The 20,948-nt window shown below is 72.8% G+C and carries 19 protein-coding genes; 5 read left to right on the top strand and 14 right to left on the bottom strand.

The features are described from left to right. Positions 1-5: 5 nt before the first annotated feature. Complete coding sequence (locus tag RBJ77_RS14430; protein ID WP_372345379.1) at positions 6-986, bottom strand: endonuclease/exonuclease/phosphatase family protein; 981 nt, start codon at positions 984-986, stop codon at positions 6-8. Then, the gene (locus RBJ77_RS14435; RefSeq protein WP_372345380.1) at positions 983-1,330 is read right to left on the bottom strand and encodes an NYN domain-containing protein; all 348 of its coding nucleotides are present in this window, start codon (positions 1,328-1,330) and stop codon (positions 983-985) included. The genes RBJ77_RS14430 and RBJ77_RS14435 overlap by 4 nt, the downstream gene beginning before the upstream one ends. A 51-nt stretch (positions 1,331-1,381) precedes the next feature. Here RBJ77_RS14435 and RBJ77_RS14440 point away from each other — a divergent pair, with 51 nt between their 5' ends. Next, positions 1,382-2,413, top strand: coding sequence for a hypothetical protein (locus tag RBJ77_RS14440; RefSeq protein WP_372345381.1), 1,032 nt, complete (start codon positions 1,382-1,384; stop codon positions 2,411-2,413). A 90-nt stretch (positions 2,414-2,503) separates the two neighbouring features. Here RBJ77_RS14440 and RBJ77_RS14445 read toward each other — a convergent pair whose 3' ends face one another. From RBJ77_RS14445 to RBJ77_RS14470, 6 genes are all read right to left on the bottom strand, one after another. After that, positions 2,504-4,645, bottom strand: coding sequence for a 3-hydroxyacyl-CoA dehydrogenase NAD-binding domain-containing protein (locus RBJ77_RS14445; RefSeq protein WP_372345382.1), 2,142 nt, complete (start codon positions 4,643-4,645; stop codon positions 2,504-2,506). Then, positions 4,642-5,868, bottom strand: coding sequence for an acetyl-CoA C-acyltransferase (locus RBJ77_RS14450; protein WP_372345383.1), 1,227 nt, complete (start codon positions 5,866-5,868; stop codon positions 4,642-4,644). Before RBJ77_RS14450 ends, RBJ77_RS14445 begins: the two co-directional genes overlap by 4 nt. 66 nt (positions 5,869-5,934) lie before the next feature. Continuing rightward, a complete protein-coding gene (locus tag RBJ77_RS14455) occupies positions 5,935-6,723 on the bottom strand; it encodes a ferritin-like domain-containing protein (protein ID WP_372345384.1) in 789 nt (262 codons plus the stop codon). Between the two features lie 148 nt (positions 6,724-6,871). After that, complete coding sequence (locus tag RBJ77_RS14460) at positions 6,872-8,161, bottom strand: HRDC domain-containing protein (RefSeq protein ID WP_372345385.1); 1,290 nt, start codon at positions 8,159-8,161, stop codon at positions 6,872-6,874. 99 nt (positions 8,162-8,260) lie between these two features. Beyond that, complete coding sequence (locus tag RBJ77_RS14465) at positions 8,261-8,920, bottom strand: response regulator transcription factor (protein WP_255975513.1); 660 nt, start codon at positions 8,918-8,920, stop codon at positions 8,261-8,263. Positions 8,921-9,185: 265 nt separating this feature from the next. Next, a complete protein-coding gene (locus tag RBJ77_RS14470; protein WP_255975514.1) occupies positions 9,186-9,800 on the bottom strand; it encodes a DUF3000 domain-containing protein in 615 nt (204 codons plus the stop codon). A 165-nt stretch (positions 9,801-9,965) separates the two neighbouring features. Between RBJ77_RS14470 and hemE the strand changes: the two genes are divergently transcribed. After that, positions 9,966-11,033: a uroporphyrinogen decarboxylase gene (gene hemE / locus RBJ77_RS14475; RefSeq protein ID WP_372345386.1), complete on the top strand. Its 1,068-nt coding sequence runs from the start codon at positions 9,966-9,968 to the stop codon at positions 11,031-11,033. Between the two features lie 22 nt (positions 11,034-11,055). Here hemE and RBJ77_RS14480 read toward each other — a convergent pair whose 3' ends face one another. Together RBJ77_RS14480 and RBJ77_RS14485 are read right to left on the bottom strand one after the other, a co-directional pair. Further along, the gene (locus tag RBJ77_RS14480) at positions 11,056-12,444 is read right to left on the bottom strand and encodes an FAD-dependent oxidoreductase (RefSeq protein WP_372345387.1); all 1,389 of its coding nucleotides are present in this window, start codon (positions 12,442-12,444) and stop codon (positions 11,056-11,058) included. A 27-nt stretch (positions 12,445-12,471) separates the two neighbouring features. Next, positions 12,472-13,458 (bottom strand): DUF4349 domain-containing protein, encoded by a 987-nt coding sequence (locus RBJ77_RS14485; RefSeq protein WP_372345463.1) that lies wholly within the window; start codon positions 13,456-13,458, stop codon positions 12,472-12,474. A 144-nt stretch (positions 13,459-13,602) separates the two neighbouring features. On the opposite strand from RBJ77_RS14485, the gene hemG reads away from it, so the two are divergent. The 3 genes from hemG to RBJ77_RS14500 all read left to right on the top strand — a co-directional run bounded on the left by hemG (position 13,603) and on the right by RBJ77_RS14500 (position 16,404). Then, positions 13,603-15,102 carry a protoporphyrinogen oxidase gene (hemG, locus tag RBJ77_RS14490; RefSeq protein WP_372345388.1) on the top strand — a complete coding sequence of 500 codons (1,500 nt, stop codon included), beginning with the start codon at positions 13,603-13,605 and terminating at the stop codon, positions 15,100-15,102. A gap of 5 nt (positions 15,103-15,107) precedes the next feature. After that, positions 15,108-15,845 carry a hydrogen peroxide-dependent heme synthase gene (gene hemQ / locus RBJ77_RS14495; RefSeq protein WP_255975518.1) on the top strand — a complete coding sequence of 246 codons (738 nt, stop codon included), beginning with the start codon at positions 15,108-15,110 and terminating at the stop codon, positions 15,843-15,845. Between the two features lie 184 nt (positions 15,846-16,029). Further along, a complete protein-coding gene (locus RBJ77_RS14500; protein WP_255975519.1) occupies positions 16,030-16,404 on the top strand; it encodes an RNHCP domain-containing protein in 375 nt (124 codons plus the stop codon). Between the two features lie 127 nt (positions 16,405-16,531). Here the strand turns inward: RBJ77_RS14500 and RBJ77_RS14505 are convergent, their stop codons facing one another. The 4 genes from RBJ77_RS14505 to RBJ77_RS14520 all read right to left on the bottom strand — a co-directional run bounded on the left by RBJ77_RS14505 (position 16,532) and on the right by RBJ77_RS14520 (position 20,948). Next, positions 16,532-18,163, bottom strand: a complete 1,632-nt coding sequence (locus RBJ77_RS14505) for an alpha/beta hydrolase (RefSeq protein ID WP_372345389.1) — start codon at positions 18,161-18,163, stop codon at positions 16,532-16,534. A gap of 147 nt (positions 18,164-18,310) precedes the next feature. After that, the gene (locus RBJ77_RS14510; RefSeq protein WP_372345390.1) at positions 18,311-19,075 is read right to left on the bottom strand and encodes a TIGR04222 domain-containing membrane protein; all 765 of its coding nucleotides are present in this window, start codon (positions 19,073-19,075) and stop codon (positions 18,311-18,313) included. Positions 19,076-19,138: 63 nt separating this feature from the next. Then, on the bottom strand, positions 19,139-19,984 hold the full coding sequence (locus RBJ77_RS14515) for a DUF4142 domain-containing protein (protein ID WP_372345391.1): 846 nt from the start codon (positions 19,982-19,984) through the stop codon (positions 19,139-19,141). Positions 19,985-20,108: 124 nt separating this feature from the next. Beyond that, complete coding sequence (locus RBJ77_RS14520) at positions 20,109-20,948, bottom strand: TIGR04222 domain-containing membrane protein (protein ID WP_372345392.1); 840 nt, start codon at positions 20,946-20,948, stop codon at positions 20,109-20,111.

A 20,948-nucleotide genomic window follows, 5' to 3' on the forward strand; every position in this document is an offset into this window, starting at 1 on the left:
ACGGCTCACCGGCCGGCGCGCAGCGTCACCACGCCGGTCAGGGCACGGTGGTCGGAGCAGTGGCGCAGACCGGCGCACGACGTCGGCAGCGCCAATGAGTCCGCCGAGTGGGCCCCGGTGATCTGCGCGGCGCGGGCGAAGAGGAGGTCGAGCTTGACGCCGGTCCCGCACGGGCCGGGGGAAGCGGTCCCGGTGAAGGTCCGCTCGCCGTGACCCGCACAGTGGCCCCGGTCGGCGTCGTCCAGCTCGCGATGCGCACCCCGGTTGCCGCCGTTCACCGCGGAGTCGACGGCCGTCCCGTACATCTGGTTCAGGCTGCGGTGGTGCGGCTGGGCGTTGAAGTCCCCGGCCACCAGGTAGGAACGGTGCGCCGCGGCGAAGGCGTCGAGCCGGGCACGCACCGCGGCGACCTGGCGTTCGTTCGGCGACCGGCCGTTCCTCGGAGCGGCCCGGGGCGTCAGATGCGTCGTGCAGAACGTCACGCCTGGCCGGGCGGCGAGCGGTGCGCACAGCAGCACGCGGCGCTCCGCCGTACCGTCCGACGGCAGCACGTAAGCGGTCGCCCGCCCGAGCGGCCACTTGCTGAACAGGGCGATGCCGTACGGTTCCGAGCCCCGGCACAGCCCCGTGCGCGCGCTCAGCGTGGGGGAGAACCGGGCGAAGTCGCCCCGGTCGGCAGGCCAGCCGGCCCTGCGCAGCCGGTCCCGAACCGCCTCGTACTGGCCGTGGCAGACCTCGTTGAGCGAGACCAGATCGGCCCTGCGGTTGCGGACCGAGGAGACCAGGGCGTCGACGAGCCCGTCGGACACCGAGCCGTGGTGCAGGGTGTTCCCGGCGATGTTCCAGTGCCACAGCCGGTACGTGGGCAGCGCGGCGGACGCGGGCGGGGCAGCGGTCAGCAGCGTGGACGCGGTGAGCAGGAACGACAGCAGGACGATCCGCCCCGTGCGCAGGCGGCTCCACGACGGCCGGCCGGCCGGATTCACGGCCGGACCGTCCGGGGACCGACGCACGACGCCCCCAACGCGCCGACCCTGCGCCGGAGTTCACGATCGGCGGTGACCACGGTGCAGGGCCGCCCGAGCCGCGCCACCAGCTCCACGATGTGATCGTCACCGCTGCCGTCGGCCGACTCCACCCGTACCCCGGGCACCGACCCGACACCCCGCGCGGCGCCCTCGACGACGAGGATCACCTCGGCCCCGGTCCGCTCCGCGTACGCCACCAGCCGGTCCCGCAGCCGCTCCGCCGCGCCCCGCCGGTCCCGCCACCACCCGTCCGGGACGGATCCGACGACATTGGCCCCGTCGACCACCAGCAGTTCACCCATGCTTCCAGGGTCCCACGGGGCGCGCCGACGCCTCCGCTTAGAGTGGAGTACGTGAACGGCGACTGGCTGATACGCGGACGCGACGGCAGACTCTGTGCCTACGCGTACGCCCCCGGCAACGACGCGATCGTCTGCCGCACGGAACTCGCCCCCGGCGGCCCCTGGTCACCCCCGCGCACGGTCGGCGGCGACCAGCGCCTGCACCCGCCCCTCGCGCTGGACCAGGGCGGTGACACCTACGTCCACCTCGTCTCCTGGCGCCCCACGGTCCCCGGCGAGTCCGGCCTCGTCCACTCGACGCACTTCCAGTCGCACCTCGCGGCGCTCGACTGGACGCCCATCGGCCACCCGAACAAGAAGGGCGACCGCACGGGCCCGCCCGCCGTCGCCGTCGACGCCCAGGGCCGCGCCCACGTCTTCGTCCGCAACAAGGGCGGCGGCGTCAGCATGCGCGCCCAGTTGGAGAAGGGCGGCTGGGGCCCGTGGCGCGACCTCAAAGGCACGGACGTCCGGGGCGAACTCGCCGCGGTGGCAGGGGAGTCGGGCCTGATCACGCTGTTCGCGGCGACCGCGGACGGCCTGCTGCGCTGGCGCCAGGAGAAGCCGGGCGAGACCCCGGTCAGGGACGAGAAGCCGCGGCCGGCGACGGTGCGTCCCGGCACCTTGTCCGCGCTGTCCACGTCGGCCGAGCACGCCACGCTCTTCTTCACCGACGACGACGGCGCCCTGTGCGCCTGGCGTGGCGACGAGGACCCCGTGCGGTTCCTGGACGCGGCGGGCCCGGGCCCGGTGGCGGCGGTCCGCTGCCGACTCGACGACGTGGACTGCACGTTGCTCGCGCAGCGCGCCCACAGCGGACGGGTGGCGTTCGCCGCGTACCCCACGGAGCTGGAGTCGGCGGGCGCGTGGTGGGCGGAATCCGGCCCGGCGCTCCCGCCGGACGCCCGCGTCGCCCTCGCGGAGGACGCCAACGGCCGCGTGGTGGCGGCCAGTTGCGTCCCGGGCGACCCGGACCGCATGCACCTCACCCGGCGCAAGGACGAAGCCGGCCTGGCCCTCGAGGCCTGGCGCCAGGTGCTCTAGCACGAAGGGGCGCGGGGAACTGCGCGACCAGCCCGAGCCGGTCCGCAGTCGCCCCACGCCCCTCGGTGTTCCAGGACGGAGCGCTACCCGTTACGCGGGCACGCTCGCGACCCCGGCCTCCAGGAACCGCTTGCCGTTCACCCGCTCCGACACACCCTCCCGGTCCAGGTACGGCGTGATGCCGCCCAGGTGGAAGGGCCAGCCGGCGCCCGTGATCAGGCACAGGTCGATGTCCTGGGCCTCGGCGACGACGCCCTCGTCGAGCATCAGGCCGATCTCCTGGGCCACCGCGTCGAGCACGCGGTCGCGGACCTGCTCCTCGGTCAGGACGACGTCGCCCTGCTTGAGGAGCGCGGCGACCTCGGGGTCCAGCTCCGGCTTGAAGCCGTTCTCCGCGGAGTAGACGTAGAAGCCGCGCTTGCCCGCCTTGACGACGGCCGCCAGGTTCGGGGACACCGTGAAGCGCTCCGGGAAGGCGCGGTTCAGGGTCTCCGAGACGTGCAGACCGATCGCCGGGCCGACCAGTTCGAGCAGGACCAGCGGCGACATCGGCAGGCCCAGCGGCTCGACCGCCTTCTCGGCGACCTCGACCGGCGTGCCCTCGTCGATGACGTTCTGGATCTCGCCCATGAAGCGGGTCAGGATGCGGTTCACGACGAACGCCGGGGCGTCCTTCACCAGCACCGCGGTCTTCTTCAGCTTCTTGGCGACGCCGAACGCCGTGGCCAGGGCCGCGTCGTCGGTCTGCTCGCCGCGCACGATCTCCAGGAGCGGGAGGATCGCGACCGGGTTGAAGAAGTGGAAGCCGACGACCCGCTCGGGGTGCTTCAGCTTCGACGCCATCTCGGACACCGAGAGGGACGAGGTGTTCGTTGCCAGGATCGCGTGCGCCGGGGCGACGGCCTCGACCTCGGCGAACACCTGCTGCTTGACGCCGATCTCCTCGAAGACGGCCTCGATGATGAAGTCGGCGTCGGCGAAGCCCTCGGCCTTGTCCAGCACACCGGAGACCAGGCCCTTGAGGCGGTTGGCCTTGTCCTGGTTGATGCGGCCCTTGCCGAGCAGCTTGTCGATCTCGGCGTGGACGTAGCCCACGCCCTTGTCGACGCGCTCCTGGTCGATGTCCGTGAGGACGACCGGGACCTCGAGGCGGCGCAGGAAGAGGAGGGCGAGCTGGCTGGCCATCAGGCCCGCGCCGACGACGCCGACCTTGGTGACCGGGCGCGCGAGCGACTTGTCGGGCGCACCCGCCGGACGCTTGCCGCGCTTCTGCACCAGGTTGAACGAGTAGATGCCGGCGCGCAGTTCGCCGCCCATGATGAGGTCGGCGAGTGCCTCGTCCTCGGCGTCGAACCCGGCCTGCAGGTCACCGCTCTTCGCGGCCGCGATGATGTCGAGCGCGCGGTAGGCGGCCGGGGCCGCGCCGTGCACCTTGCCGTCGGCGATGGCCTTGCCGCGCGCGACGGCCTGGTCCCACGCCTCGCCGCGGTCGACGTCGGGGCGCTCGACCTTGACGTCGCCCTTCAGCAGCTGGGCGGTCCAGATCAGCGACTGCTCCAGGAAGTCCGCACCCTCGAACAGCGCGTCCGCGATGCCGAGTTCGAAGACCTGCTTGCCCTTGAGCTGCTTGTTCTGGTTGAGCGAGTTCTCGATGATCACCGAGACCGCGCGGTCCGCGCCGATCAGGTTCGGCAGCAGCGCGCAGCCGCCCCAGCCGGGGACCAGCCCGAGGAAGACCTCGGGCAGCGAGAAGGCGGGGAGGGCCTTGGACACCGTGCGGTAGGTGCAGTGCAGACCGACCTCGACGCCGCCGCCCATGGCCGCGCCGTTGTAGTACGCGAACGTCGGCACGGCCAGACCCGAGAGGCGCTTGAAGACCTCGTGGCCGCCCTTGCCGATGGCGAGCGCGTCGTCGTGCTTCTTCAGCAGCTCGACGCCCTTGAGGTCGGCGCCGACCGCGAAGATGAACGGCTTGCCGGTGATGCCGACACCGACGATGTCACCGTCGGCCGCCTCCTTCTCGACCTGGTCGATGGCGGCGTTCAGGTTCGCCAGCGAGCCGGGGCCGAAGGTGGTCGGCTTGGTGTGGTCGAAGCCGTTGTCCAGCGTGATGAGCGCGAACCGGCCCGCGCCGTACGGCAGTTCCAGGTGGCGTACGTGCGCGGACGTCACGACCTCGCCCGGGAACAGCTCCGCGGCGCCCTTGAGGAGCTCAGTGGTGGTGGTGCTCACTTGTCGCCTCCGGCGTCCTTGTGGTGCGGGTTCTCCCAGATCACCGTGGCGCCCATGCCGAAGCCGACGCACATGGTGGTGAGGCCGTAACGGACCTCCGGCTGCTCCTCGAACTGACGGGCCAGCTGCGTCATCAGACGCACGCCCGACGAGGCGAGGGGGTGACCGAACGCGATGGCGCCGCCGTACTGGTTGACGCGCGCGTCGTCGTCGGCGATGCCGTAGTGGTCCAGGAACGCGAGGACCTGGACGGCGAACGCCTCGTTGACCTCGAAGAGGTTGATGTCCTCGATGGACAGGCCCGCCTTGGCGAGCGCCTTCTCCGTGGCCGGGATCGGGCCGTAGCCCATGACCTCCGGCTCGACGCCCGCGAAGGCGTAGGAGACGAGGCGCATCTTGACCGGCAGGTTGTTCTCGCGGGCGAACTCCTCGCTCGCGATGATCGACGCGGTGGCGCCGTCGTTCAGACCCGCGGCGTTACCGGCCGTGACCCGGCCGTGCGTGCGGAACGGCGTCTTGAGACCCGCGAGGTTCTCCAGCGTCGTGCCCGGGCGCATCGGCTCGTCGGCGGTGACCAGGCCCCAGCCGGTCTCGCCGACCTCGGCGTTGGTGTTGCGCACCGAGATCGGGACGAGGTCCTGCTGGATCTTCCCGTTCGCGTACGCCTTCGCCGCCTTCTCCTGCGAGCGCACGGCGTACTCGTCGGCGCGCTGCTTGGTGATGTGCGGGTAGCGGTCGTGCAGGTTCTCGGCGGTCATGCCCATGAACAGGGCGGACTCGTCGACGAGCTTCTCCGAGACGAACCGCGGGTTCGGGTCGACGCCCTCGCCCATGGGGTGACGGCCCATGTGCTCGACGCCACCGGCGATGACGGCGTCGTACGCGCCGAACGCGACGGAGCCGGCGGCGGTGGTGACGGCGGTGAGCGCACCGGCGCACATGCGGTCGATGGAGTAGCCCGGGACCGACTGCGGCAGGCCCGCGAGGATGCCCGCGGTGCGGCCGAGGGTCAGGCCCTGGTCGCCGATCTGCGTGGTCGCGGCGATGGCGACCTCGTCGATCTGCTTCGGGTCCAGGTTCGGGTTCCGGCGCAGCAGCTCCCGGATGGCCTTCACGACGAGGTCGTCGGCGCGGGTCTCGTGGTAGATGCCCTTCGGGCCCGCCTTGCCGAACGGGGTGCGGACGCCGTCGACGAAGACGACGTCCCTGACGGTACGAGGCACGATGGCTCTCCTCCAAGATGCGGGACGGCACTGCCACGGCGCGCGGCTGAGCGCGCGCTCATGCCCTCATGCTACTTGCGGGTAACCATGCTGCCCAGTCCCCCCGGCCGGAGCGGCGAACGTCACATCCCCACCGGCGATCGTCCCGGCCATCGGAGCGGAGGAGGAGACGACGTCCCGGACGAAGGTCCACCGGCGCACCCCGCACCGCCGCAGGGCGCTCCCGTGGTCGGCGACCATCACGACGGCCGCCCCCGCGAGCAGCGCCCGCCAGGCCGTGGTGACCAGGTGCCGGGCCGGTCGCGGCAGCCGGCCGAAGCCCTCGCGCAGCCGCCGGCAGTGGAACGGCACGTGGCGTTCCTCGTCGGCCAGGATCCGCCCGGCCACCTCCGCGAGCAGCGGATCGGGGCAACCGTCCCGCAGCGCCCGGTAGTAACGGAGGGCGATGACCTCGGCCACCATCAGGACGAGCAGTTCGAGCCGCAGCCCGAGCAGCCGCCGCAGCCGGACGAACGCGGCGTCGGTCCAGTGCGAGCCGAGGGTGCCCGCCCCGGCGGCGGCGAGCACCTTCGCGAGCAGCCGGGCGTGGCTCTGCTCCTCGGCGACGAACAGCCGGGCCGCCGCCGTGTACCCGGGATCGCCGGCCCGCACGGCCTTGGCGAGCAGCTCCGCGCCGTCCCCGTCCTCGCCGACCTGGAACCGCTGGACGCTGCGCACCAGTGCGGCGGGCAGCCGCGCGCCCTGCTCCCACTCCGGATCCCCGGCCGCTGCCCGGTCCTCCCGGGCGGCCTCGAAGGCCGCCACCCAGTCGCCGTAGCCCGGCTGTCCCGCCTCGTCCCGCTTCTTTTTGAACATGCTCAGAAACTAGTGAGTTTTGAGCGCGTTCAAAATGCTGCGCATGTCCTGGTTCTGCAACAACGGAGGAGCAGGCAACGGCGGAGTCCCGTGTGCCGTACGCGGACGTACGGGACACGGGACTCTGCCGAACGGCGAAAAGGGCAGCTCAGGCGCGTGCCGTCGCGGCGAGCGCCGCCACGAGCACCGGGGTGACCTGCTCCACCTGCCAGCGCCGCGCGCCGTGCGAGGCCAGCGCCGCCGCCACGGAGTCGGCGTCCACGGCCGACGGCGGCTCCCAGCACACCCGGCGCACCGTGTCCGGCGTGATCAGGTTCTCCTGCGGCATGTGCAGCGTCTCGGCGAGCGCCGACACCGCGGTCCGCGACGCCGAGAGGCGGGCCGCGGCGGCCGGGTCCTTGTCGGCCCAGGCCCGCGGCGGCGGCGGACCGGCGACCGGCTGCCCCGGCTGCGGCAGCTCGGCGTCGGGCAGCGCCCTGGCCCGGTCGACCGCGGCCTGCCACTGCTCCAGCTGACGGCGTCCCATCCGGTGCCCGAAACCGGGCAGGGCGGACAGGGCGTGCACGTTCACCGGCAGGGCGAGGGCGGCCTCGACGATCGCCGTGTCGCTGAGCACCTTGCCGGGTGACACGTCCCGCCGCTGGGCGACCTTGTCGCGCGCGGTCCACAGCTCCCGTACGACGGCCATCTGGCGACGGCGGCGCACCTTGTGCATGCCCGACGTCCGGCGCCAGGGGTCCTTGCGCGGCGGCGCGGGCGGCGCCGTGGCGATCGCCTCGAACTCCTGGTGGGCCCACTCCAGCTTGCCCTGCCGGTCGAGCTCCTTCTCCAGGGCGTCGCGCAGGTCGACGAGCAGCTCCACGTCGAGCGCGGCGTAGCGCAGCCAGGGCTCGGGCAGCGGACGGGTCGACCAGTCGACCGCGGAGTGCCCCTTCTCCAGCGAGTAGCCCAGCACGTTCTCGACCATCGCGCCGAGTCCCACCCGCGGGAAGCCCGCGAGGCGTCCGGCCAGCTCGGTGTCGAAGAGCCGCGAGGGCACCATGCCTATTTCGCGCAGGCACGGCAGGTCCTGGGTGGCGGCGTGCAGGTCCCACTCGGCGTCGCCGATGGCGGCGCCGAGCTCGGACAGGTCGGGGCAGGCGACGGGGTCGATCAGCGCGGACCCGGCCCCCTCGCGGCGCAGCTGGACCAGATAGGCCCGCTGCCCGTAGCGGTAACCGGAGGCGCGCTCGGCGTCGACCGCGACCGGCCCCGTGCCGGCGGCGAACGCCGCGACGACATGCGCCAGCGAGGACGCGTCGGCGATCACCGGGGGGATCCCCTCGCGCGGTTCGAGCAGTGGAGTCGGCGCCCCTTCCGCAGATCCGCCGTCGTCCGGAGGAGCGCCTCCGGTGGTGCGCAGTGAACTGTCTGCTGCGGTCTCTTGGGCGTCGGTCACCTGTCAAGGGTATCTGTGAACGGACGACGCCCGTCGACGGAACGTTCCGTCGACGGGCGCTGAAGGTGCGTAAACCGGAAGGATCCGGCCACTCTCCGATCAGTGGATGATTCCGGTGCGCAGGGCGACCGCCACCATCCCGGCCCGGTCACCCGTGCCGAGCTTGCGTGCGATCCGGGCGAGGTGACTCTTGACGGTCAGGGCGGACAGGCCCATCGAGACGCCGATGGCCTTGTTCGACTGGCCCTCGGCGACGAGCCGGAGCACCTCCACTTCTCGGCCCGACAGCTCCCGGTAGCCGCCCGGGTGGCTCGGGGCACCCGGGGGGCGGCGGTGCATGCGGGCGGCGGCGCCGATCGGGGCGGCGCCGGGGCGGGTGGGCAGACCGACATTGGTACGGGTGCCGGTGACGACGTAGCCCTTGACGCCGCCCGCGAGGGCGTTGCGCACGGCACCGATGTCGTCGGCGGCGGAGAGGGCCAGGCCGTTGGGCCAGCCCGCGGCTCGGGTTTCGGAAAGGAGCGTCAGGCCGGATCCGTCAGGGAGGTGGACGTCGGCGACGCAGATGTCGCGGGGGTTGCCGATGCGGGGACGAGCCTCCGCGACGGACGAGGCCTCGATGACGTCACGTACACCGAGCGCCCACAGGTGGCGGGTCACGGTGGAACGGACGCGGGGGTCGGCCACGACCACCATCGCGGTCGGCTTGTTCGGGCGGTAGGCGACCAGGCTTGCGGGCTGCTCGAGGAGAACGGACACCAGGCCTCCTGGGGTGCGGGACGGGGGACCGGCTCTGGGGATGAAGCCGGGGCGAACCGTGCTTTCAAGGTCACAGAGGTCTTCGGCAGCAAACCCGCCCGCCTTTAGAGAAAGATCACGATTTGGTGAGTAACAATTCACGCAATTCGGACACATTATCGATCATCCGAAGATCGAACCGAATCGAAACGAGCAACGGCCGCGTCGGGTGTGCACCCGACGCGGCCGAAAACAGTCCCTGCCAGCCACCGATATCCGCCCGAACTCAGGACGGATGCGGCCCCCTGCGCTGCGGCAGCGTCACCACCGCGCTGTCGCCGCCCGCCACCACCGGCGGCAGCCCGGCGACCTGGCACAGCAGTTCGCACCAGGCCGCGAGGTGCGCCGCGGTGTCCGGCACCCCGCCCAGGCCCTCGCGCGGGGTCCACGACGCCCGGATCTCGATCTGCGAGGCGGCGGGCCGGTCGCCGATCCCGCCGAAGTAGTGCGAACTGGCCCGGGTGACCGTGCCCGACGGCTCTCCGTAGCCGAGACCGCGGGCCTGGAGCGCGCCGGTCAGCCAGGACCAGCACACGTCGGGCAGCAGCGGATCGGCGGCCATCTCGGCCTCCAGCTCCGCCCGCACCAGCGTCACCAGACGGAAGGTGCCGTGCCACGCCTCGTGTCCGGCCGGATCGTGCAGCAGGACCAGGCGGCCGTCGGCCAGATCCTCGTCGCCGTCGACCACCGCGGCCTCGAGCGCGTACGAATAAGGGGCCAGGCGCTGGGGCGGGCGCGTGGGGTCGACCTCGATCTCCGGACGCAGGCGTGCGGAGCGCAGGGCGTCGACCGCCGTGCGGAAGGCCAAGGGGGTGGGGTCGTCCTTTTGTGCAGCGTTCATGTCCCGAGCGTTCTGCCCCTCCCGCACCGATTCACTCATCCCGACGGAGCCCACAGAGTAAGGGGAAGGAACGCCGTGCGCGGGTAAGGACACCGCGCGGGGGGAGGGAGAGCCTCCGCAGGTGCCGTTCCCGGCGGACTTCCGGGGCGTGCGAGACTTTCCGACGTGAGTGCCAACAGCAAGGCCACGGGCCAGCAGCCGTCAGCGACGTACGAATCCGCCTTCCTCAAGGCGTGCCGGCGCGAGCCGGTGCCGCACACGCCGGTGTGGTTCATGCGCCAGGCGGGGCGTTCACTGCCCGAGTACCGCAAGGTCCGCGAGGGCATCCCGATGCTGGAGTCGTGCATGCGGCCCGAGCTCGTCGCCGAGATCACGCTGCAGCCGGTGCGCCGCCACAAGGTCGACGCCGCCATCTACTTCAGCGACATCGTCGTGCCGCTCAAGGCCATCGGCATCGACCTCGACATCAAGCCCGGCGTCGGACCCGTCGTCGCCAACCCGATCCGGGCCCGCGCCGACCTCGCCCAGCTGCGGGACCTGACGCCGGAGGACGTCTGGTACGTCACGGAGGCCATCGGGCTGCTCACCGCCGAGCTCGGCGAGACGCCGCTCATCGGGTTCGCGGGCGCCCCGTTCACCCTCGCGAGCTACCTCGTGGAGGGCGGCCCGTCGCGCAACCACGAGAACACCAAGGCCCTCATGTACGGCGACCCGCAGCTCTGGGCCGACCTGCTGGACCGGCTCGCCGAGATCACCTCCACCTTCCTCAAGGTGCAGATCGAGGCGGGCGCCAGCGCCGTGCAGCTCTTCGACTCGTGGGTCGGGGCCCTGTCGCCCGCCGACTACCGACGCTCCGTCATGCCCGCGTCGACGAAGGTCTTCCAGGCCGTCGAGGGCTACGGCGTGCCCCGGATCCACTTCGGCGTCGGCACCGGTGAGCTGCTCGGACTGATGGGCGAGGCCGGCGCGGACGTCGTCGGCGTCGACTGGCGGGTGCCCCTCGACGAGGCCGCGCGCCGCGTCGGCCCCGGCAAGGCGCTGCAGGGCAACATCGACCCGGCGATCCTCTTCTCCACCCCCGAGGCCGTCGAGGCCAAGGCGCGCGAGGTGCTCGACGCCGCCGCGGGCCTGGAGGGCCACGTCTTCAACCTCGGGCACGGCGTCCTGCCGAGCACCGACCCGGACGCGCTCACCCGCCTCGTCGACCACGTCCACACGCAGACGGCCCGCTGACACCGGCGCACGGCCGCGGTGCTCAGCCGGCCCGCACCGCGGCCACCGCCTTCCGCGCCGCCACCAGCACCGGGTCCCACACCGGTGAGAACGGCGGCGCGTAGCCGAGGTCGAGCGCCGTCATCTGCTCCACCGACATCCCCGCGGTCAGCGCGACCGCCGCGATGTCGACCCGCTTCGCGGCGCCCTCGCGGCCCACGATCTGCACGCCGAGCAGCCGTCCGGTGCGCCGCTCGGCGAGCATCTTCACCGTCATCGCGGCGGCGCCCGGGTAGTAACCCGCCCGGCTCGTCGACTCGATGGTCACCGTCACGTACTGCAGCCCGGCCCGCCGCGCGTCCTTCTCGCGCAGCCCCGTGCGGGCGATCTCCAGCTCGCACACCTTGCTGACGGCCGTCCCGACGACGCCGGGGAACGTCGCGTAGCCGCCGCCCACGTTCGATCCGATGACCTGCCCGTGCTTGTTCGCGTGCGTGCCGAGCGCGATGTGCCGCTCGCTGCCCGACACCAGGTCGAGCACCTCGACGCAGTCGCCGCCCGCCCAGATGTCCTCGTGCCCGCGCACCCGCATGCTCAGGTCCGTGAGCAGACCGCCGTGGGCGCCCAGCGGCAGCCCGGCGGCCTTCGCCAGCGTCGTCTCCGGACGCACCCCGATCCCCAGCACCACGACGTCCGCCGAAAACTCGGCGTCCTCGGTGGCCACGGCCCGCACCCGCCCGTCGTCCCCGGTGAGGACCTTCGTCACCTCGGCGTCGTCGACCATGGTGATGCCCAGACCCACCATTGCCTCGTGCACCAGGCACCCCATGTCCGGGTCGAGCGTCGACATCGGCTCGGCGCCGCGATTGACCACGGTCACCTCGTAACCGCGGTTGATGAGCGCCTCGGCCATCTCCACCCCGATGTACCCGGCGCCCACGACCACCGCCCGCCGCCCGTCCGTCGCCCGCAGCGTGTCGAGCAGCGCCTGACCGTCGTCGAGGGTCTGCACCCCGTGCACCCCGGGCGCGTCGATGCCGGGCAGCGCGGGCCGCACCGGCCGGGCCCCCGTCGCGATCACGAGCTTGTCGTACGAGGTCCAGGACTCGGCGCCGCCGTCCAGCTCCCGGGCGCGCACCCGCCGCCCCGCGACGTCGATCTCCACGACCTCGGTCCGCATCCGCAGATCGATCCCGCGCGCCCGGTGCTCCTCGGGGGTGCGCGCGATCAACTCGTCCCGCTCGCCGACCTGGCCGCCCACCCAGTACGGGATGCCGCACGCCGAGTACGACGTGAAGTGGCCGCGTTCGAAGGCCACGATCTCCAGCTCGTCCGGGCCGCGCAGCCGGCGCGCCTGCGACGCGGCGGACATGCCCGCCGCGTCGCCCCCGATGACCACGAGCCGCTCACGCACAGGATTCTCAGCACTCATGTGCCCACGCTACGTGGCGCGCCCGCGTCAGTCCTGCTCGCCGGGGTCCTTCGCCCTCGGGTGCGCGGGCAGCGGGCCGAGCGCCGTCCGGACCGGCTCCGGCTCGCGCCGGCGCGGCAGCCGGGGCCGCACGAGCCGCAGCCACAGGAACACCAGGAGCGCCGTCACCGCCGCGAACGGCAGCACCGCCGCGAGCACCATCGCGATCCACTTCAGGACGTTCACGAACGCGTTCCAGCCACCGGACAGCGCGTCCAGGAATCCCGGATCGTCGTCCCGCGCGGCCGTGGCGCCGGACGTCTCGCTCAGCCGCACCGTGATCGTCGCCAGCGACGTACGGTCCTTGAGGGACGCCTGCTGCGCGAGCAGTGCCTCCAATTCGGCCTGCCGCCCGCTCAGTTCGCCCTCCAGGGTCACGACGTCGCTCAACTTCGTCGCCCGGTCCATCAGTTCCCTGACCCGGGCGACGCTCGCCCGCTGCGACCTGATCCGGCTCTCCACGTCGACGACCTGGTCGGTGACGTCCTTCGCCGACTCGTTGCGCGCCAACAGCTCGCCCGCACCGGACAGTTCGTCCAGCACCTCCTCGTACGACTCCTGCGGCACCCGGAGCGTGACGCGGGTGCGCTGGTGGCCCTTGCCGTCGCGGTCGGTCGTCTCGTTGCCGACGTAGCCGCCCGCCGTCTCGGTGGCCGTGCGCGCCTTGTCCAGCGCGTCCGGCACGTCCTTGACGCGCACGGACAGCTGCGCCGTGCGGATGATGTGGACGCCGGTCAGCTTCGGCGGTTTCTTGGCGTTCGTACCGCCGGAGCCGCCGGAGCGGCTGTTGCCCGCGCTGCTCGCGCCTTTCTTGTCCTGCTGTTCGGCCGGCGCCGCGGCCTTGGCACCGTCGCCGCTGTCGGAGGCGCCGGTCGAGCTGCCGGAGCAGCCCGTCACGGCGAGCGCGGCGGCGAGCAGGACGGCGGCCAGGGCGTGAACGGGCCGCAGGCGCCGTGGTGTACCGGAAACGTGCATCGACATACCCCCGAGGGACGTGACGGTCAGCGGACGCCTCCTTCGACGCGCGAGCGGCCCGCGACGGTGGTTGCCGAGGGGTCCCGAACCGGTCACGTTCAGGACTCGTCCGAGACACCCCGGGCGTTCTGAGAGAGTGGGGGCATGCGCGAAGCGGACACACGTACGGGAACAGGACAGGGCCGTGACGTCCTCGTCATCGGCGGCGGCATCGCGGGACTCGCGGCCGCCCATCGACTGCTCGACGGCGACGAGCCGGTGAACGTGACGGTCCTGGAGGCGTCCGACCGGCTCGGCGGCAAGCTGCTCGCGGGCGAGATCGCCGGCGCCCGCGTCGACCTCGGCGCCGAGTCGATGCTGGCACGGCGCCCCGAGGCGGTCGGCCTGGCGAAGGCCGTCGGTCTCACCGACCGGCTCCAGCCGCCGTCCACCGCGACCGCCTCGATCTGGACCCGCGGCGCCCTGCGCCCCATGCCCAAGGGCCACGTCATGGGCGTCCCCGGCACCGCCGAAGCGCTCGCCGGCGTGCTCTCCGACGAGGGTCTCGCCCGGATCGAGCAGGACGCCGACCTCCCGCCCACCGAGACCGGTGACGACGTCGCGGTCGGCGAGTACGTCGCGGCCCGGCTCGGCCGCGAGGTCGTCGACCGGCTCGTCGAACCGCTCCTCGGCGGCGTCTACGCGGGCGACGCCTACCGCATCTCGATGCGCAGCGCCGTCCCCCAGCTCTTCGAGGAGGCCACCCGGCACCGGTCCCTGACGGAGGCGGTCCGCGCGATCCAGGACCGCGCGGCGGCCGGCCGGCAGACGGGCCCGGTCTTCACCGGCATCGAGGGCGGCATCGGCACGCTGCCGGCCGCGGTGGCCGAGTCGGTACGGGCGAAGGGCGGCGAGATCCTGCTCGGCACCCGGGCGTCCACCCTGGGAGCGCTGGGCACCGCCCGGGCGGCCACGGACGACGCGCAGTGGCGCGTCGGGACGGCGGACGGCCGCACCTTCTTCGCCGACCAGGTGATCATCGCCCTCCCGGCCCCCGCGGCGGCCAGCCTGCTGCGCACCGCGTCCCCCAAGGCGTCCCAGGAGCTGCGCAGCATCGAGTACGCCTCGATGGCCCTGATCACCCTCGCCTACCGCACCGACGACGCCCGCCTCCCCGAAGGCAGCGGATTCCTCGTCCCGCCGGTCGACGGACACACGATCAAGGCGGCCACCTTCGCCTCCCACAAGTGGGGCTGGATCGCCGACGAGAACCCCGGCCTCCGCGTCGTCCGCACCTCCGTCGGCCGGCACGGCGACGAGCGGGACCTCGGCCGCGACGACCAGGACCTCGTCGGCATCGCCCGGCACGACCTGCGCGAGGCCACCGGACTGACCGCCGTCCCGGTCGCCTCCCGCGTCACGCGCTGGCAGGACGGCCTGCCCCAGTACCCGGTCGGTCACACCGCCCGGGTCGCCCGGGTCCGCGAGCACATCGGGCAGTTGCCCGGCATCACGGTCTGCGGAGCCGCGTACGACGGCGTGGGCATCCCGGCGTGCATCGCGAGCGCGCACGCCGCGGTCGACGAACTGCGCGGGGACACCAGCACCCGCGAGGACCTGAAGGCGAACCCGGTGCAGAGCCTGCACGGCGGAGCGGGAGAATGAGGGACATGAGCGACGAGAACACCACCACCGACCCGGCGGCCGACCGCATCCCGAACAAGGGCAAGCTGGCGAAGGACCTGAACGAGGTCATCCGCTACACGCTCTGGTCGGTCTTCAAGCTGAAGGACGTCCTGCCCGAGGACCGGACCGGTTACGCGGACGAGGTCCAGGAGCTGTTCGACCAGCTCGCCGCCAAGGACGTCACGATCCGCGGCACCTACGACGTGTCCGGGCTGCGCGCCGACGCCGACCTGATGATCTGGTGGCACGCGGAGACCGCGGACCAGCTCCAGGAGGCGTACAACCTCTTCCGCCGCACGAAGCTCGGCCGCGCCCTGGAGCCGGTCTGGTCGAACATGGCGCTGCACCGCCCCGCCGAGTTCAACCGCTCGCACATCCCGGCGTTCCTGGCCGACGAGAACGCCCGCGACTACGTCTCGGTCTACCCGTTCGTCCGCTCCTACGACTGGTACCTGCTGCCCGACGACGAGCGCCGCAAGATGCTCGCCGACCACGGCAAGATGGCGCGCGGCTACCCGGACGTGCGGGCCAACACGGTCGCCTCGTTCTCGCTCGGCGACTACGAGTGGATCCTCGCCTTCGAGGCCGACGAGCTGTACCGCATCGTCGACCTCATGCGTCACCTGCGCGCCTCCGAGGCCCGCCGCCACGTGCGCGAAGAGGTCCCCTTCTACACCGGCCGCCGCAAGTCGGTCGCGGAGCTCGTCGAGGGCCTCGCGTAATTCGGTTGCCGCACCGTCCTGGCTCGGGCTTTCATCGGGAAGTCCGAGCCATTGACGTAGAGGTGGTGTTGTATGCCCACGGCCCTCGGGACCGTTCTCGCATCCGCTGCGTGAACTCCCGGATGCGAGGCGGGAATCCAGCCGACCGCTGTCCCTACCGCATCGCTCAGGAGTCGTTTCCACGATGTCCCGCAACACCTCTCGACGGGCCCGTACCGAGGCCCGTGCCGAGTCCTTCCGCTGTCTGAACTGCGGCCTCGACGTGTCGATGTCCGCCGTCGGCACGGGTCATCGCAATCATTGCCCGACCTGCCTGTGGAGCCGTCATCTCGACGACACCCCGGGGGACCGGGCGGCCGACTGCGGTGCCCGGATGGAGCCGCTCGCCATCTCCGTGCGCGGGGACGGCGAGTGGATCATCGTTCATCGGTGCACCGGCTGCGGTGTGCTGCATGCCAATCGCACGGCGGGCGACGACAATGCGCTGCCGCTGACCCGGTTGGCTGTTCGGCCGCTCGTCCAGTCGCCGTTCCCGTTCGAGCGGCTGGGGGCTTTGTAGCCCGTCGCGCTGTGCCGGGGCGGGGTCTCGGGGCGCTGCCCCGGACCCCGCTCCTCAATCGCCGGAGGGGCTTGAATGGGGCTTGAATGGGCCCCGCTCCTCGGTCGTCGGAGGGGATCGGACGGGCTCAGCTGCCCAGTGGTGTGGGCTCGGGGTGTGGGGCGCATGCCGCGGATCGATGCTCCGGCACCCGGCCCTCCAGCAGATACGCGTCCAGGTAGCCGTTGACACACTTGTTGGGGCCGCCCGCGATGCCGTGCGTGCCCGCGTCCTTCTCCGTCACCAGGGCCGAACCGGCGAGCCGCCGGTGCAGTGCGCGGGCCCCCGCGTAGGGCGTCGCCGCGTCCCGTTCCGCCGCGAGGATCAGGGTGGGCGGCAGCTCGCCCGGCAGGGTGCGCACGTCGGCCGGGCGCTGCCGCGGAGCCGGCCAGTAGGCGCACGGCAGGTTCATCCACGCGTTGTCCCACGTCTCGAACGGCGCGACGCGCGCGAGCCGCGAGTTGTCCCGGTCCCAGGTGCGGAAGTCCGTCGGCCAGGGCGCGTCGTTGCACTCCACCGCCGTGTAGACGGCGTTGCCGTTCTCGTTCTCGACGGCCGCCGCCGGGGTCGGCGCGGCCTGGTCGATCAGCGGCTTCGGGTTGCCCTCGAGGTACTCGGACAGGGCCACGGCCCGCATCGGCCAGTAGTCGTCGTAGTACCCGGCCTGGAGGAAGGCCGACTGGAGCTGCCCGGGACCGACCTTCTTGCCCGCCGGCCGGTGGGCAAGTTCCGCGCGCACCTTCTCGTAGGAGCGCAGCACCTCCTCGGGCGTCGTGCCCAGGTGGTAGGTGTCGTCGTGCCGGGCGACCCAGGTCCTGAAGTCGGCCCAGCGGCCCTCGAACGCCCGCGACTGCACCAGGTTGTTCTCGTACCAGATCCGGTCGGGACGCGGGTCGACCGCCGAGTCGAAGACCAGGCGGCGCACGTGCGAGGGGAACAGCTCCGCGTACACGGACCCGATGTACGTGCCGTACGAGGCGCCCAGGTACGTGAGCTTCGGCTCGCCGAGGGCGGCCCGCAGCACGTCCAGGTCACGGGCGTTGTTGAGGGTCGTGTAGTGCCGCAGGCCCGGGTTCTTGGCGCAGCCCGCCGCGTACGACCTGGCCTGTGCGATCCGCTCCAGCTTGTACGAGGCGGAGGGGTGCGTCGGCGCCTGCGTCGGGGCGTGCGCGAACCGCTTCGGGTCCTGGCAGGACAGCGGCGCCGACCGGCCGACCCCGCGCGGCGCGTAGCCGACCAGGTCGTAGGCGGCGCCGATCCGCTTCCACTCCGGCATCAGGCCGACCAGCGGGAAGTACATGCCGTTGCCGCCGGGGCCGCCCGGGTTGAAGACGAGCGCGCCCTGGCGGGCGATCTTCTCGGTGCCCCGCTTGCCGGTCGCCTTCACCCGGCTGACGGTCAGCTTGATCTGCTTGCCGTCGGGGTGGGCGTAGTCGAGCGGGACGGCGACGGTGCCGCAGGTGACGGGTTCGGGCAGGTTCTCCACGGCCGGGCAGGCACCGAAGCGGACGCCGGCGGCCGCGGCGCGCTGCGCGGCGGCCGCGGTGCCCAGGGTCTCGGGAGAGATGGGGGAGACGGGAGAGATGGGGGAGACGGGGGAGATGGGAGAGACGGGAGGGACGGGGGAGTCGCCGGCGGTCGCGCTGCCCGCGGGCGCGGCCACGAGGGCCGACAGGACCAACGATGCCGCGGTGGCGCAGAGGGCGGATGCTGCTCTCATCGCTTGGGTGGATCCCTTTCGTCGAGCTCTCGAAGCCTTGCGGCTCGCGAATTAAAGGGATCCTTGGGGCGGCAGTTGGTGAAGTAAAGCACCAGGTCGCGGGTGTCGGATCAAATGACCCCGATGCGTCGTCCGGGCGTTCTCAGGTCACTCGACCGTGGTCCGGCGGCCGCCGCCGAGTGCCGCGCGCACCTGCGGGTCGTCCACCGCGCGCACCCCGCGCACCGCCACCGCGAGCAGGCTGCCCGTGCCCTTCGGCAGCGCGGCGAGCAGCCGCTGACCGGTGGGGGAGGCCCAGCGGGTGTACGGGTGGATCTCGATCCGGGCGATCGCCAGACAGCTCAGGGTGAGCAGCAGCGGCAGCGCGAACCAGGCGGCCACCAAGGTCCCGGGCGCCGTGTCCTGACCGGGCATCAGGGTGGCGAGCGCGCCGAGGGCCAGCACCACGACCACCGCGGCCTGCACCTGCCGCACCGCCCCGGCGATCGTCGACCGGGCGGCGTCCGGCACGGCGAGTCCGGCCGCGACGAGTCGCTCGGCCAGCGTGCGCACGGCCTCGCCGGCGGCCGCGGTCGCCCGCAGCGGCGCTATGCGCGACTGCCCGTCGGGTCCGATCGCGCCGAGCACCGAACACTCCATGGCGTCCCGGCCCTCGGGGTCGACCACCGTCGCCCATCCGGTGTGCGCGAGCAGCAGTCGGCGGCTGCGGGCCAGCGACACCAGCGTCACGTCCGCGACCCGGCCGGGCCCGCCCGACAGGAACGCCGTCTCGTACAGGGACAGTTCGTGCCCCCGGTGCGCGTCGCCCGCGAGGCGCTCGCTGTCGGCGGCGCGCGCGACCGCGAGGCAGAGGCGCCCGCAGGACACGAGCGCGGCGGCGCCGGCCATGAGGAGGAACAGGACCCAGAACATGCGCAGTTTCTACGGCAGGTGTTTGGGCGACCGCTACGGCCTGTTCACTATGCGGACGGAGTGTTAGCGGGATGTGACGTTCCGCTTGTTCGTCCTGCCCGGGTTCGGTGACTTCTTCCCCTTGCCTGCCGCGGCGCTGCCCCGGGGAGGTTCCGACTTGGGCCGCGACGCGGCCGGGGGCAGCGGGAACGACGCGGTGGGCGTCGGCGACACCGGTGTCGGGGTGCCGGGGGACGGGGTCGGGCCGGGCGGGGCGGCGGAGCGGGTCGCCGGGGGCGGGCTCGCGGTGGCCGCGTCCCTGGCCAGTGCGTCGAAGTCGACGAGGCCGGTCGCCTCCAGGACCTTGATGTGGTCCAGGACCGTGGTGTTCGCGTCGTCCGCGAGGTCCCGCACCAGCGAGTTGCGGGTCGAGGCGCGGACCTGGGCCACGAGCGAGAACACCTGCCCGTGCGCACGGCGCAGCACGTTGGCGAACTTCCGCTCGTAGTCGTCGCCGCCGGCCGCCGTCAACTCCCGCAGCCAGCCCTGCTGCTGGTCGTTCGGCTGGTTGGGCAGTTCCAGCCCGAGCTGCGCCGCGACCTCCCGCACCCGGGCGTCCAGGAACGTGTGGCCCGCCACCAGGTGCTCGCCCGCTGTCTCGACCGCCCTGCTCGGCGCCCGCTCCTCGGCCTGCTGCCCCGCGGGCAGCTCCCACAGCCCGGCGAGCCGCACCTTGGTGATGAAGACGCGGTCGGTGGCCGACAGCGGGCCGAATCTGGTCGACACCGTCTGCGCGTTCAGCGTGTCGAGGCCGGTGCCCGAGCGGTCCGCGTACGACCAGATCGGGAAGACGAGCGCGGCCAGCGTCGCCACGAGAGCCGTGACGATGAGTCCGGTGCCGCTGACGCGGTGGGGTAAGTGCAGTCGCATGGTGCCTCCTGGTGCGGCACCGCACGCTAGTGCGCCCCCGGCACGGGGTGCCGGGCATCAGCCGGGACTACGTCAACTGCGGTACGGGGCGCGGGGGTTGTGCGACTCGCACGCCCCGCGCCGGTCAGTAGGTGCTCGGTGGTGCGGGCGGCGGGGGCGGCGTGTACACCATCGGCGGGGGCGACGAGGGTGCGCTCGGGCGGGGCGCCAGCATCGCCGCGAGCACCGGGTCGGGGATGCGGGAGGCGCCGTGCAGCGCCACGGCCAGGGCCGGGCCGGCTGCGGGGGAGGGGGTGGCGCGCGCGGCCTCGGACCGGTAGTCGGCGAGCGCGGTACGGCCGGCCGAGGTGAGCCCCGTGCCGCGCACCCGGCCGTTGACGAAGAAGCAGAGCGCGGCCCCGGCGATGACCCCGGGCAGCAGCCACAGGGGGAGCCAGTCACCGATGGTCCTGCGCCCGTCGTCGTCCCGCACCATCAGCATCAGGGGCAGCGAACCCACTGCGACGACGTAGCAGAGGGTGGCGTACGCCGCCACCGAGCCGCGCAGCCAGCGGCCGCCCCGCCGCGACAGCAGCAGCCCGCGCACGGTCAGCCGCTCCTCCAGACGCCGCAGCGCCGAGCTCTTTCCCACGGCCCGCAGCAGCGGACGCAGTTCACCGTGCGGTGTCGCCGCGCAGGCGTCGAGGACCGCCCGCTCCATCCCGTTGCGCGCCCGGGCGCCGGGCGACGCCACGAGGGAGCCGGACGCGTCGACCCTGATCAGCCCGGCCGCGTGCATCGCCGCGAGCGCCGTGACCGTGACCCGGAAGGCGCCGCCTTCGAGCCGGGCGGCCTCCAGCACGTCCGCCACGGGCGACACCGGCTCCGCGGGTTCGGCCTCCCCGTACAGCCACGCGAACACGACCAGCAGCACCAGCGCCCCCACGCCCAGCACGGCGTACAGGAGCACCCCCGCGGTGCTCAC

Source organism: Streptomyces sp. KL116D, assembly GCF_030766975.1.
GTDB classification, from domain to species: domain Bacteria; phylum Actinomycetota; class Actinomycetes; order Streptomycetales; family Streptomycetaceae; genus Streptomyces; species Streptomyces longispororuber_A.